The sequence below is a fragment of the Mycobacterium sp. SMC-2 genome (assembly GCF_025263485.1).
Classification (GTDB): Bacteria; Actinomycetota; Actinomycetes; order Mycobacteriales; family Mycobacteriaceae; genus Mycobacterium.
Genome location: NZ_CP079863.1, coordinates 4,259,773 through 4,272,607, shown reverse-complemented (window position 1 = coordinate 4,272,607; position 12,835 = coordinate 4,259,773). Strand labels below are relative to the sequence as shown.

Genomic DNA, 12,835 nt, shown 5'->3' with positions numbered 1-12,835 from the left:
GGCACGGCCGGTCTAAGCCAGCAGAGGTTGCAGCGCTTGTCGCAAGTCGGCAGCCTTGGGCACGCCCGCGCTGCGGTATCGCTGCCGGCCGTCGGCGTCGAAGATGAACGTGGTCGGCAGTGACAACACCGAAAGCTGTTTGGCGGCCGCGGGGTGGGAGTCAATGTCGATCTCGAGATGCGACACGTCGCGAAGATCGGCGCACACCTGCTCGACCACGCGACGGACTGATGCGCACGGGCCGCACCACGGGGCCGTGAAATGCACGATGGTCGGACCCATCTCGGACAGGTCCAGTTCCGCCGCGTTGCGCTGCAGGCTGGGGGTCGTTGCGCGCAACACGCCCGAGCGTCGATTGACCATCACGCCTGCGACGGTGGCGGCTCCCAGCGCAGCGATCAGCGCCGTCCCCGCGATGACAAGAGTGCTCAATTGGTCCTCAGATGGAGAAGTCTTCGCCGTGCCACACCCCGGCTTGGGGTGGCCGGATGACACGCCCTGCTTGTTGTTGTCCGTCGTTGGCGGCTTCCAGCTTGGCGACCCTGGTGAGCAGGGACTGGAGACTGACACCGACGAGGTCTGGCATCATCGAGTCGTCCGGGCTGCTGCGGCCGTGGCGACTGATCACCTGGCCGGGAACTCCGATGACCACGGCGCACGACGGGACCTCTTTGACGACGACGGCGTTGGCGCCGATCCGGCTGTCGTCGCCGATTTTGATCGCGCCGAGCACCTTTGCGCCGGCACCGATGACTACCCGGTCACCGATGGTCGGGTGGCGTTTGCCCGTATCCCTGCCGCTGCCGCCGAGGGTGACCCCGTGGTACAGCGTGACGTCCTCGCCCACCTCAGCCGTTTCTCCGATTACCACGCCGGTGGCGTGGTCGATGAAGAGCCCGGGGCCGAGGACGGCGCCCGGGTGGACCTCGACCCCCGTCAGGATGCGGGTCAGTTCGGCCAGCGTTCGGGCGACCAGTCGCGCACCGCGAAGCCAGAGCCAGTGGTTGATCCGGTGTGCCCAGATGGCGTGCACGCCCGGGTAGGCGAAGATCACCTCCAGCGTGGTCGGGCGGGCCGGATCACGCTCCCTGGCCACCCGGATGTCACGTCGTATGGTCGCGAGCATGGCTAATCCGCCAGGTCGGCGAAGAGCGGCGTGCTCAGATACCGCTCACCGAAGCTGGGCAGCACCACGACGACGAGCTTGCCGGCGTTCTCCGGCCGGCGGGCTACCTGAAGGGCGGCCACGACGGCCGCGCCCGAGGAGATGCCGACCAGCAGACCTTCCTCCCGCGCCATCCGCCGGGCCATATCCAGCGACTCTTCGTTTCCGACCGTGATGACTTCGTCGACCAGGTCCATGTCGAGGACCGGCGGGATGAACCCGGCGCCGATGCCCTGGATGGGGTGAGGTCCCTTCTGGCCTCCGGACATGACCGCGGAGGCGGTGGGCTCCACGGCAACGATCTGCACCGATGGCTTGCGTTCCTTGATGACCTGGGCGACACCGGTGATGGTGCCCCCGGTGCCGACCCCGGCGACGAAAAAGTCGACCTTGCCCTCGGTGTCTCGCCACACCTCCTCGGCCGTCGTCTTGCGGTGTATCTCCGGATTGGCGGGGTTTTCGAACTGCTGGGGTATGAAATACCGCTGGTCGTTCTTGGCCAGCTCCTCGGCCTTGGCGATAGCGCCCGCCATGCCCTCGGCGCCCGGCGTCAGGACGATCTCGGCGCCGAACGCGCGCAACAACATTCGGCGTTCGGTGCTCATGGTGTCCGGCATGGTCAGGACGCACCGATAGCCGCGCGCCGCGCACACCATCGCCAGGGCGATACCGGTGTTCCCGCTCGTGGGTTCCAAGATGATGGTGTCGGGTTTGATCAGACCCGCCTGCTCGGCCGCATCGAGCATCGCAACCCCGATGCGGTCCTTCACACTGTTCGCCGGGTTGAAGAATTCCAGCTTGGCGACGACGTCGGCGACCGCGCCCTCGGTTACCCGGTTCAGCCGGACTAGCGGCGTGTTCCCGATCAGTTGCGTGACGTTCTCTGCGATGCTCATCTGTCTTCCTCAACGATGTCATTACCAGCTTCGTCGGCTTGCCGGTTGATGTCGAATTCGGCGGCGACGCCGTGGCGTGTGGACAACATGGTCATCGGGGGGTTGATCTTCCTGGGATTGACTAACGCGCGTAGGCGGCCACTGGGCGTTACCTGTGCTAGGGCCCGCAAACCGGGCAAGCGCGAGGATTTCTGCAGCGTCAGAAAATCAACAACAACGACAACAACAGCGCACGGCGGCGCGGTGCGTGAGGACGAGGCACGGCTGTGTGGCCTGTTGCATAGAGCCCACTATAGGACATCCACGGATTTAGGCCTGTTGAGCTCATCCTTTACCGCAGCAAAGCCCCGCCGGGGGTTCACGGTCAGGTTGGCAGGCCGTGCTTCTCGGCATCCGCACGGTACCGGTCCACCCACTCGTCGGAGCGCTGGTCGGCCTGACGTTCCAGTACCGGCTGGGGCGCCAGCCTCGGGTCGAGCCCCAGCGCCTCCAGAATGGAAGCCACCACCTGAGTCAGATTGCGCCACAACACCGGGTACGGAATCTCCATGTGTTTGACGTCCTCCTCGGCAAACCAATTTCGCCAGCTCTCGTTCTGGGCGCGCAGCATGGTGACGACGTGCGCGATCGCGCGCGCGTGATAGGTGGCGCGCGCGTCGCGAGCCGGATCGGGCCGCCCCCGCCACACCCGCGTCTGAACTGCGCGCCAGAACGACACCGCCTGCGAAATCACGTCGGGCCGGTGCACATAGATGAAGAGCGGTTCCTCACCCACCACGTCGGTGATCGCGGCCAGCAGACCGTCGCCGCTGCGATTCGGGAGATTCTTCGCGCGGTTCAACAACAGCGGCGTCTGGTTCCACATCAGCTTGCCGCCCCATATCCCGTTCGGCGTCCTCCCGACCGTGCGGATGTAGTCGCGCCAGATCTCGGGCGGCGCGAGGTCCGGGGTCCCGACATCGAGCGGGTCGAGTAGGCGATGGATCGACTCATCCTCCGCGTCGGCGAACCACTCGCGGGGCTGCGGCGCCTGGCTGGTGGCCGGCAGGTATTGGAAGAACTCCTGCGGCTCGCCGGCGACGCCGGTCGCGCGCAGCGACTCGACGAGCAGTGTGCTGCCGCTCCGTTGGGATGCCAGCACCAAGTAGGAGGACGGGGTGGCTGTCACCGTGTCAGCCTATTCGCACGGGATCGAGTGCGCAGGTGATGCGTTTACGCTCACTCTGAATGTAACCCTTGCTGTGAACAAAAATTATCCGAACCGTGTCGTTTGGCGGCGATAGCTTAACGGGACGGTGGGCCGTGAGCGCTCAACTAGATTGTCGTAGGATCGAAACTCGCCGGGCGACGAGTTCCTATTCCGCGTCCCCGCCGTCGAACGGCTCCGAAAAGCATGTGACGTTGGCCGCGTGCCGGCCGGCTGCCCCTCGCGCGCCCCCGGCGGGCCACCCGTGTCCTGAACGCGGTCGCCGCCCAGCCGTGAGACGGCGCCTATGGCCAGGGATTATTCACGAGTATGCGGCGCGGTGTGTGCGGCAGGCCTGTGCCTGGCCTGAATCTTGTTCATCGCTGGCTCGATTTCTTCTCGGTGATTGCAAACCTGACGCGGACATCGTCCTGCCCGTAAATTCCTCGCTTGATCTATGCGCATGTGACATTGCGGTCCGGCGTGCAGGAAGGGCTGCATGGGCCCGCAAATTGCGGGCAGATTAATTGCGTTAAGAGAATGGAAACGGGGTTGAGCCATATGGACGGCGGTCGGGCTGAGCGAGCCATATGAACGGCATGACAATCGCGAAGCCCATGAACGCGTTGGGCGAATTCTTCATGCTCAGCGCCGAAGCTTTGATTGCCGCGGTGCGGGGTCCGTGGGCATGGCGGGAGTTGCTCGAGCAGATCTGGTTCGTGGCCCGGGTTTCGATCTTCCCGACCATCATGCTGTCGATCCCGTACACGGTGCTGATCGTGTTCGTCCTGAACATCTTGCTCGTCGAGATCGGCGCCGGTGACTTGTCCGGTGCGGGTGCGGCCCTCGCTTCGGTGGGCCAAGTCGGACCGGTGGTGACCGCGATGGCCGTCGCCGGTGCCGGATCGACCGCGATGTGCGCCGATCTGGGCGCCCGCACGATCCGGGAAGAGATCGACGCGATGAAGGTGATCGGCGTCAATCCCGTTCAGGCTCTTGTGGTCCCGCGGATCATCGCGGCCACTTTCGTTGCGTTGCTGCTCTACTCGGTCGTCGCGGTCACCGGGTTGACCGGCAGCTACATCTTCGTGGTCTTCGTCCAGCACGTCACCCCGGGTGCTTTCATCACCGGCATGACGCTGGTTACCGGACTGCCGCAGGTCGTCACCTCGCTCATCAAGGCAACGTTGTTCGGGTTGTCCGCCGGTCTGATCGCCTGCTACAAGGGGCTGTCTGTGGGCGGCGGTCCGACCGGTGTCGGCAATGCCGTGAACGAGACCGTGGTGTTCTCCTTCATGGCCTTGTTTTTCATCAACATCGTGCTCACGGCGCTCGGAGTGAAGGTGACCGCCAAATGACCGATGCGGCGCGGGAACCATCGTGGTTCCTCACCCTTGGCCCGAGCGCGGCCGATTACGCCCGCAAGCTGGGTGAGCAGACCGAGTTCTACGGGAAGTCCTTGGCGTCCACGGTCGACGCGGTGCGCCGCTATCCCAATGAGTTGCTGCGACTCATCGCCGAGATGGGTTTGGGCACGGGCGCTTTGGCGGTGATCGGGGGAACCGTCGGCATCATCGGCTTTCTGACGCTGACCACCGGCGCGCTCGTCGCGGTGCAGGGTTACGACACCTTGTCGAACATCGGGGTGGAGGCGTTGACCGGTTTCCTGTCGGCGTTCTTCAACGTCCGGATGATCGCGCCGTGCACCGCCGGGGTGGCTTTGGCCGCCACCATCGGCGCCGGTACCACGGCGCAGCTGGGCGCCATGCGGATCAACGAGGAAATCGACGCGCTGGAAGTGATGGGCATCCGCGCGATCACCTATCTGTCGTCGACGCGGATCATCGCCGGCATTCTGGTCGTCATTCCGCTGTACGCCGTTGCGGTGCTGATGTCGTTCATCGCCGCGAAGTTCGGCACCATCTACATCTACGGCCAGTCACGCGGCGTGTACGAACATTACTTCTCCACGTTCCTGCGTCCCACCGATCTGTTCTGGTCGTTCTTGGCGGCGCTGGCGATGGCGACGGGCGTGATGGTCGTGCACACCTACTACGGCTTCACCGCGACAGGTGGTCCTGCCGGTGTGGGGGAGGCTGTTGGTCGGTCGGTGCGGTCATCGATGATCGTCACAGCGTTTGTCTGCCTGGTGATTTCGCTGTCCGTCTACGGGCAGTCCGGCAACTTCAACCTGTCGGGATGACGGGATGAGCAACCACAGGGACAGCGGGCCACGCAACAGGAATCGGGCCCGCCGCAGCAGAGTCGACCCGATCTGGTGGGCGCCAACCCTGTTCCTCCTCGTCGCGGGCATCATCGCGTTGACCGCGGGGGCGTTCTCGGGCAAGTTCCAGGAGACGATCCCGCTCACGCTGGTGTCGGACCGGGCGGGGCTGGTGATGGAGCAGGGCGCCAAGGTCAAGCTGCGCGGCGTGCAGGTCGGCCAGGTCGGTTCGATCGGCACCGGCGTGAAAGCGGCACAGCTGCAGCTCAAGATGCAACCGGGCCCGTTCAAATATCTGCCGAGCAACCTCGAGGCCGAGATCAAATCGACGACGGCCTTCGGGTCGAAGTACGTCGACCTGATCATGCCCGAACATCCCAGCACCACACCGCTGAAGCCGGGCGCGGTGCTGCACTCCCGCAACGTGACGGTGGAAGTCAACACCGTCTTCGAGAATCTCCAATCCGTGGTCCATGCGATCGATCCGGCGAAGCTGAACGCGATCTTGTCGGCCTTCTCGGAATCGCTGCGCGGCAAGGGGGAACGGCTCGGTGAAGCGATCACCGATGCGAACAACCTGCTGCTGACCGTCAACCCCCGCATGGACACCATCGACAAGGACTGGAAGTTGTTCGGCAAGACGACGGCGATTTATTCGGATGCCGCCCAGAACATCTTGTCGATCCTCGACTCCGCGACGACCACCAGCACCGCCCTCACCGACAACCAACGGTCACTCGACAGGCTGTTGTTGTCGGCGGTGGGCCTGAGCCAGACCGGCATCAACGTCATCGGCCGGAACGAATCCGACATCGTGCGTTCCGTCAACCTACTCGATCCGACCACGGCGCTGCTGAACAAGTACTCGCCGACGTTCACCTGCTTGTTCCAGGGCGCGCAGTGGTACGTCGACCACGGGGGCCGGGACGCGTTGGGCGGCAACGGCTATTCCTTCATCATGGACGCCGGGCTGCTCTTCGGCGACGACCCGTATCGGTACCCGAAACACCTCCCGAAGGTGAATGCCACCGGCGGCCCGGGCGGCAGACCCAGTTGCGGCTCGCTGCCCGATCCGAGCGCGAACTTCCCGGTGCGCGCGCTGGTTACGGACACGGGCTGGGGCGCCGCTCCGAACGAGATCCGCACGAATGTGGCCGCCGGCAACCCGTGGTGGTCCAACTACTTCCCGACCACCAAGAATCCGCCCGAACCGCCGCGCTACTTCTTCCGCGGGGGGCAGCCACCGCCATGAGAAGGAGCCTGTCCGGGATCGTCGCGCGCGTGGCGCTGTTCACGACGGTCTGCCTGGTGTTCACGTTCGCCCTGATCGCGGTGTTCGGGCAGTTGCGTTTCGGGGACCGCACCGGCTATCAGGCGGTCTTCACCAACATCTCCGGTCTGAAGTCCGGCAACTTCGTCCGCATTGCCGGGGTGGAGGTCGGCAAGGTCGGCGACCTCACCCTGCATCGCGACGGCACCGTCACCGTCGGCTTCGCGGTCGACAAGGGGGTCCGCCTCACCGAGGGCACCAGAGCAGTGGTGCGCTACGAAAACCTGATCGGGGACCGCTATCTCGCGCTCGAAGACGGCCCCGGGCCGCCCCGACGGCTGCCGCCGGGCGCGATGATCCCGCTGGCGCGAACCTCACCCGCGCTGGACGTCGACGCATTGATCGGGGGCTTCCGCCCGTTGTTCCGGGCGCTGAACCCCGATCAGGTCAACGCCCTGTCCGGCGAGCTGCTGCGCATCTTCCAGGGGCAGGGCGGCACCCTTGCCTCGGTGCTGGCGCGGACCTCGACGCTGACATCGACCCTGGCCGGGCGCAGCCAGCTGATCGGTGAGCTGATCAACAACCTCAACATCGTGTTGCACACCTTCGCGACTCGTGACCACGCGTTCTCCGACGGACTGGACAAGCTGTCCGCGCTCGTGCAGGGCTTGGCGCAGCGCAAGGACGACATCTCCACCGACTTGGCCTACATCAACGCGGCCGCGGGGTCCATCACCGATCTGCTGGTCCAGGCGCGACAGCCGATTAAGGACGTGGTGCACGAGACCGACCGGATGTCGGCGCAGGTGCTCGCCAACGGGGAGTATGTGGACAACTTGCTCAAGCAGCTGCCCGACACATATCAGGTGCTGGCCCGGCAGGGGCTTAATGGCGACTACTTCGGCTTCTATTTCTGCGAGGTGTTGCTGAAGCTAAACGGCAAGGGGGGCAATCCCATCTATGTCAAGCTGCTCGGCCAGCCGAGCGGGCGGTGCACGCCGAAATGAGGTTACCCCAGCCCAAATCGCTCGGCGCGCGAAACCCGGTCACGATAGGCGTCATGGGTACCGCGACCTTGATCTGCGTGACCGTGGCCGCTTTCCAATACGACAAGCTGCCGTTCGTCAAGAACACCAACGACTATGCGGCCTACTTCTCCGAAGCCGGTGGCATCAAAGTCGGTAACTCGGTGCGCGTTTCCGGCATGGGCGTCGGCAGGGTCTCCGACATCAGGTTGGAGGGCACCAAGGTTCGGGTCAACTTCACCGTCCGCCAGGGAATCGAGCTGGGCGACCGCACGGAGGCCGCGATCAAGACCGAAACCATACTCGGCGCCAAAATGCTCGAGCTCACGTCGCGCGGTGAGGGAAAGCTGACGGGCGTCATCCCGCTGCAGCGCACCACCTCGCCGTACGACCTTCCTGTGGCGCTGGGCGACCTGACGACCACCATCAGCGGCCTGGATACTAACCAGCTGTCTTCGGCGTTAACGACATTGGCCGAGACCTTCAAGGAAACGCCGGCGGATCTCAAGCCCGCGCTACAGGGCGTGGCCCGGTTCTCGCAGACCCTTAACACCCGCGACGAGCAGCTCCGCAGCCTGTTGGGGAACGCGAACAAGGTGTCCGGGGTGTTGGGCAGGCGCAGCCAGCAGATCGCGAGCCTGGTGTCCAACTCCAACGCGTTGCTGGCGGCGCTGCTCGACGAACGGGATTCGATCGACGCGCTGATGAACAACCTCACCGCGCTGTCGCATCAGATCTCTGGGCTGGTGGACGACAACCGGACCCAACTCAAACCGGCCCTCGACAAGCTCAACGGCGTGCTGGAAATCCTGGACAACCGGAAGGAAGAGCTGCAGCAGACCCTGCCCAAGTTCAAGCGGTATGCGATGTCGTTCGGTGAAGTGTTGGGCTCCGGACCGTTTTTCAAGGCTTACGTCGCCAACCTGATCCCCGGCCAGCTGGGCGGGCCGACCCTCGACGCGCGAATGTATGACCGGCCGTTGGATCCCAACCAGAAGTTGCCGTCGGAGGCGGTGGATCCGCCGACGGGGACGCCGCCAGTGCCGCCGGAAAACGCGCCGCACCCGATCTGGTCGCAGCCGCCCTCACCGGGACCCGCGCCCGGGCCGCCTCCCGAGCCCGGCCCCGCTCCCGTCGGAAGCGGGGAACAATGACGAGTCCGCGCACCCTACGACGAGTGACCGCCACCTGCCTGGTCCTGACGCTGGCCGCTGCCTCGTTTCTCGTCGGCGAGACGCTATGGAAAGGCGTCGAAAAGAACACGTATTCGGCGTATTTCGCGGAGTCCAACGGGCTGTTCGTCGGTGACGAGATCCGGATCTTGGGCGTCGCCGTCGGCGTGGTGGACAAGATCGAGCCACAGCCGTCGAGTTCCAAGGTGACGTTCTCGGTTGACAAGCAGTATCCGGTGCCCGCCGACGCCCGCGCCGCGATCCTGTCGCCGTCGCTGGTGACGTCCCGGGCGATCCAGCTCGTCCCGGCGTATTCGGGCGGGCCCAAATTGAGCCCGGGAGCGTCGATCCCGCTAAGCCGCACCGCGGTCCCCGTCGAATGGGACGACTTCCGCAAGCAGTTGGAGAAGTTGACCGACGCGCTGCAACCGACGGCACCCGGCGGAGTGAACTCGGTGGGCGAGTTCATCAACTCGGCCGCGGACAACCTCCGCGGTCAGGGGGACACCGCGCGCGACACGATCATCAAGCTGTCGCAGGCCATTTCGGCGCTGGGCGACCATGCCGACGACATCTTCAGCACTGTGCGCAATCTCCAATTACTGGTCTCGGCCCTGTATTCCAGCAGCGACCTGCTGGCCTCCTTCAACCAGAACCTGGCCAGCGTGACGACGGCCCTGACGAACAGCCCCGACGAAGTCGCCAATGCGGTCAAGGGTCTCGATGGGGCGCTGGCCGACCTGCGCGACTTCCTCGCCGAGAACCGGGAGGCCGTGGGCACCACCTTCGACCGGCTCGGTTCCATCACCACCGCGCTGAACGACAGCCGTGCCGACATCAAACAGATCCTGCATGTCGTCCCCACCGTTTTCCAAAACTTCATGAACATCTATCAGCCGGCGCAGAGCGCGATGACCGGCATCCTGGCGCTGAACAACTTCGCTGACATCCCGCAGTGGATCTGCAGCTCGATCGAGGCGGCCGCCCGGGCCCGGCTGGACCGGGTTTCGAAGCTGTGCCTGCAGTACGTCAACCCGATCATCAAAAACCGCATCTACAACTACATTCCGGTGGGGATCAACCCGTTCGTGGGGACGCAGGCCCGGCCGAACGAGATCACCTACAGCGAGAATTCGCTCCGGCCCGGTTACACGTCGCCGCCCGAAGCGACGCCGCCGCCGGCGGACACCGCGCCGCCGCCCGGCGAGGCGGCGCCCACGGCGCCGAACACCGGCCTCAGCTCGACGCAGGTTCTGCAAAACTTGATGCTGCCGACGGGGGCGCCATGAGACGGGCGATAGCCGTCGCGGTCGGCCTCATATGCATCGCCGCGCTTTCGGGCTGTGAGTGGCGGGGCCTGAACTCGTTCAAGCTGCCCGGCACCGCCGGCGGGGGCCCGGGCGCCTACACGATCCAGGCCCTGCTGCCCGACGTCGTCACCATTCAGCAGAACACCCGCGTTCGGGTCGACGACGTCAACGTCGGCAACGTCACCAGGATCGAGCTCCAGGACTGGCATGCCCTGGTCACCATGCGCATCAACGGAGATGTCCACCTGCCCGCCAATGCGACGGCCAAGCTCGGCCAGACCAGCCTGCTCGGCTCGATGCACATCGAACTCGCACCCCCCAAGGACGAGCCTCCGGTCGGCGAGCTCGAGAACGGTTCGGTGATACCCCTGGAGCGCACGAGCATGTATCCGACCACCGAGCAGACCCTGGCCTCGGTGTCAATCCTGCTCAATGGCGGCGGAATTGGGCAGTTGCAGGAGATCAACCAGGCGATCGCCAAGGCGTTCGGGGGTCACGAGAACGACATGCGCAGCCTGCTGAAGCAGCTCGACGAGTTCATCGGAGGCACCAATGCCCAGACCGACGACATCATCGCCGCGGCCGAGAATCTCAACTCGCTGGCCGGACAGTTCGCCGAGAAAGATCCGGCCGTCGACAAGGCGCTGATGACAGTGCCCAAGGCGCTCGCGATCCTGGCCGAGGAGCGCACCAAGATCGCCGATGCGATCGACCAGCTCGGCAAGTTCAGCGCCATCGCGGCCGACACCATTCAGCAAAGCAAGGAATCTCTGGTCAACAACCTGCGCAGCATCGCACCGGTGCTGCGGTCGCTCGCCGACGCCGGACCGGCTCTCACCAAGGGCCTGGACGGATTGGCCACCTATCCGTGGCCGACCTCCACGGTGAAGAACTGGTTCCGTGGCGACTACGCCAACCTGACGATGATCGTCGACTTGACGTTGAGCCGCATAGACACCTCACTGTTCACCGGGTCCCGCTGGGAGGGGAACCTCACCGAACTCGAGCTGCAGTGGGGACGAACGATCGGCATGCAGCCCAGCCCGGTGACCGGCGGCAACCCGCTCACTTTCCCGTACCACAACGGGGGATACTGAATGCTGCGCCTGAACCGCCGGACATGGATCCAACTGTCGATCTTGACATTGGTGACCGTCTTCTCCTGTGGTGCAATGGCATTCAGCTTCATGAAGTTGCCGCAGACGCTGTTCGGGATCGGGGAGTACAACGTCACGGTAGACCTGCCCACCTCGGGCGGGCTGTACAAGACCTCGGTCGTCACCTACCGCGGAACCGACATCGGGCAGGTCGAGTCGGTCGACGTCACCGCCACCGGGGTGCGTGCGGTCCTTGCGTTGAGATCGGGCGTCAAGGTCCCCTCCGACGTGCAGGCGTCGGTGCACAGCCGCTCGGCGATCGGCGAGCAGTACATCGAGCTGACCCCGCAGCCGGCAAAGGACGGAGAACACCTGCGGCCGCTGCGCGCCGGTGACGTCATACCGGCTGGCCGCGTCGACGTCCCGGTTGACATCGGGCACCTCCTCGACCTGACCAACCGTGCCCTGCAAGCGATTCCGCGCAACAATTTGCGCACAGTGATCGACGAGACCGACCGCGCCGTCAGCGGACTCGGGCCCGAACTATCCCGGATCGTCGACGGGTCCGCGGCGCTGGCCATCGCGGGAGGCCGGACCACAGACCCGCTGGCCGCGCTGATCGACCAGTCGCCGCCCGTCCTCGACTCCCAAGTGCAGACATCGGGGGCGATCGCCACGTGGGCCAATCGGACCGCCGCGATCATGGCGCAGTTCAAGGCGCAGGACGCGGCGGTGCGAGACCTGTTGAACCGGGGTAGTTCCGGGCTGGAGGAGGGCCGCGCGCTCTTCGACCGCGTGGCCCCGGCGGTGCCGCTGTTGATGGCCAACCTGGTGAGCCTCGGTGACATCGGCGTGGTCTACCGCCACGACCTCGAGCAGATCCTGGTGCTTCTGCCGCAGGGCATCGCGGTGATGTCGGCGGCCCTCGTGCCGAACCTGTACAGCAAGCAGGAATACCGCGGCTTCTACCTGGATTTCAATCTCAACCTCAACCTGCCGCCACCCTGCACGACGGGCTTCCTGCCGCCCGCGCAGCGCCGCTCACCGGCCGACATCGACTCTCCGGACAGGCCGGCGGCGGACCTGTATTGCCGGATCCCGCAGGATTCCGAACTCAATGTGCGTGGGGCGCGCAACATTCCCTGCGAAACCAAGCCCTGGAAGCGGGCGCCGACAGTGGAGTTGTGCGAAAGCGACGAGGACTACGTGCCGCTCAACGACGGCTACAACTGGAAGGGAGACCCCAACGCCACCTACAGCGGGCAGGGGGTGCCGCAGTACCCTCCGGGCCAGGATCCGCGGCTGCCACCGCCGCGCGGCATCGCGCCACCGACACCGTCGCCACCGCCGCTCGCGGTTGCGACGTATGACCCGGCCAACGGCGACTACATCGGCCCCGATGGCCGCCGGTACACCGAATTCGACTTGGCCCACCCGCGTGCCAAGAACTGGCAGTCACTTCTGGTGCCGCCGGCGTAAGTAAAGGAGCA

The 12,835-nt window shown here is 65.2% G+C and carries 12 protein-coding genes; 8 read left to right on the top strand and 4 right to left on the bottom strand.

All coding sequences use genetic code 11. The features are described 5' to 3' along the window. Positions 1-12 precede the first annotated feature (12 nt). From KXD96_RS20050 to KXD96_RS20035, 4 genes are all read right to left on the bottom strand, one after another. Complete coding sequence (locus KXD96_RS20050) at positions 13-432, bottom strand: thioredoxin family protein (RefSeq protein ID WP_260739135.1); 420 nt, start codon at positions 430-432, stop codon at positions 13-15. Between the two features lie 7 nt (positions 433-439). Further along, positions 440-1,126, bottom strand: coding sequence for a serine O-acetyltransferase (gene cysE, locus KXD96_RS20045; RefSeq protein ID WP_260739133.1), 687 nt, complete (start codon positions 1,124-1,126; stop codon positions 440-442). A gap of 2 nt (positions 1,127-1,128) precedes the next feature. Next, positions 1,129-2,061, bottom strand: coding sequence for a cysteine synthase A (gene cysK / locus KXD96_RS20040; RefSeq protein WP_260739130.1), 933 nt, complete (start codon positions 2,059-2,061; stop codon positions 1,129-1,131). Positions 2,062-2,425: 364 nt separating this feature from the next. Beyond that, entirely contained in the window at positions 2,426-3,229 is an 804-nt protein-coding gene (locus KXD96_RS20035; RefSeq protein ID WP_260739129.1) for a trehalose 2-sulfotransferase, read from the bottom strand. Positions 3,230-3,837: 608 nt separating this feature from the next. Here KXD96_RS20035 and KXD96_RS20030 point away from each other — a divergent pair. Genes KXD96_RS20030 through KXD96_RS19995 form a run of 8 tightly spaced genes read left to right on the top strand, consistent with a single transcriptional unit; the run spans position 3,838 to position 12,824 of the window. Then, positions 3,838-4,605: an ABC transporter permease gene (locus KXD96_RS20030; protein ID WP_260739127.1), complete on the top strand. Its 768-nt coding sequence runs from the start codon at positions 3,838-3,840 to the stop codon at positions 4,603-4,605. After that, the gene (locus KXD96_RS20025; protein WP_260739125.1) at positions 4,602-5,450 is read left to right on the top strand and encodes an ABC transporter permease; all 849 of its coding nucleotides are present in this window, start codon (positions 4,602-4,604) and stop codon (positions 5,448-5,450) included. The genes KXD96_RS20030 and KXD96_RS20025 overlap by 4 nt, the downstream gene beginning before the upstream one ends. Positions 5,451-5,454: 4 nt before the next feature. Continuing rightward, positions 5,455-6,723 carry an MCE family protein gene (locus KXD96_RS20020; RefSeq protein WP_260739123.1) on the top strand — a complete coding sequence of 423 codons (1,269 nt, stop codon included), beginning with the start codon at positions 5,455-5,457 and terminating at the stop codon, positions 6,721-6,723. Continuing rightward, a complete protein-coding gene (locus tag KXD96_RS20015) occupies positions 6,720-7,748 on the top strand; it encodes an MCE family protein (RefSeq protein WP_260739122.1) in 1,029 nt (342 codons plus the stop codon). The genes KXD96_RS20020 and KXD96_RS20015 overlap by 4 nt, the downstream gene beginning before the upstream one ends. Next, positions 7,745-8,920 (top strand): MCE family protein, encoded by a 1,176-nt coding sequence (locus KXD96_RS20010; protein ID WP_260739119.1) that lies wholly within the window; start codon positions 7,745-7,747, stop codon positions 8,918-8,920. The genes KXD96_RS20015 and KXD96_RS20010 overlap by 4 nt, the downstream gene beginning before the upstream one ends. Further along, complete coding sequence (locus KXD96_RS20005; protein WP_260739117.1) at positions 8,917-10,227, top strand: virulence factor Mce family protein; 1,311 nt, start codon at positions 8,917-8,919, stop codon at positions 10,225-10,227. The genes KXD96_RS20010 and KXD96_RS20005 overlap by 4 nt, the downstream gene beginning before the upstream one ends. After that, positions 10,224-11,345, top strand: coding sequence for an MCE family protein (locus KXD96_RS20000; RefSeq protein ID WP_260739116.1), 1,122 nt, complete (start codon positions 10,224-10,226; stop codon positions 11,343-11,345). Before KXD96_RS20005 ends, KXD96_RS20000 begins: the two co-directional genes overlap by 4 nt. Continuing rightward, complete coding sequence (locus KXD96_RS19995) at positions 11,346-12,824, top strand: MCE family protein (protein ID WP_260739114.1); 1,479 nt, start codon at positions 11,346-11,348, stop codon at positions 12,822-12,824. The last annotated feature ends 11 nt before the right edge of the window (positions 12,825-12,835 follow it).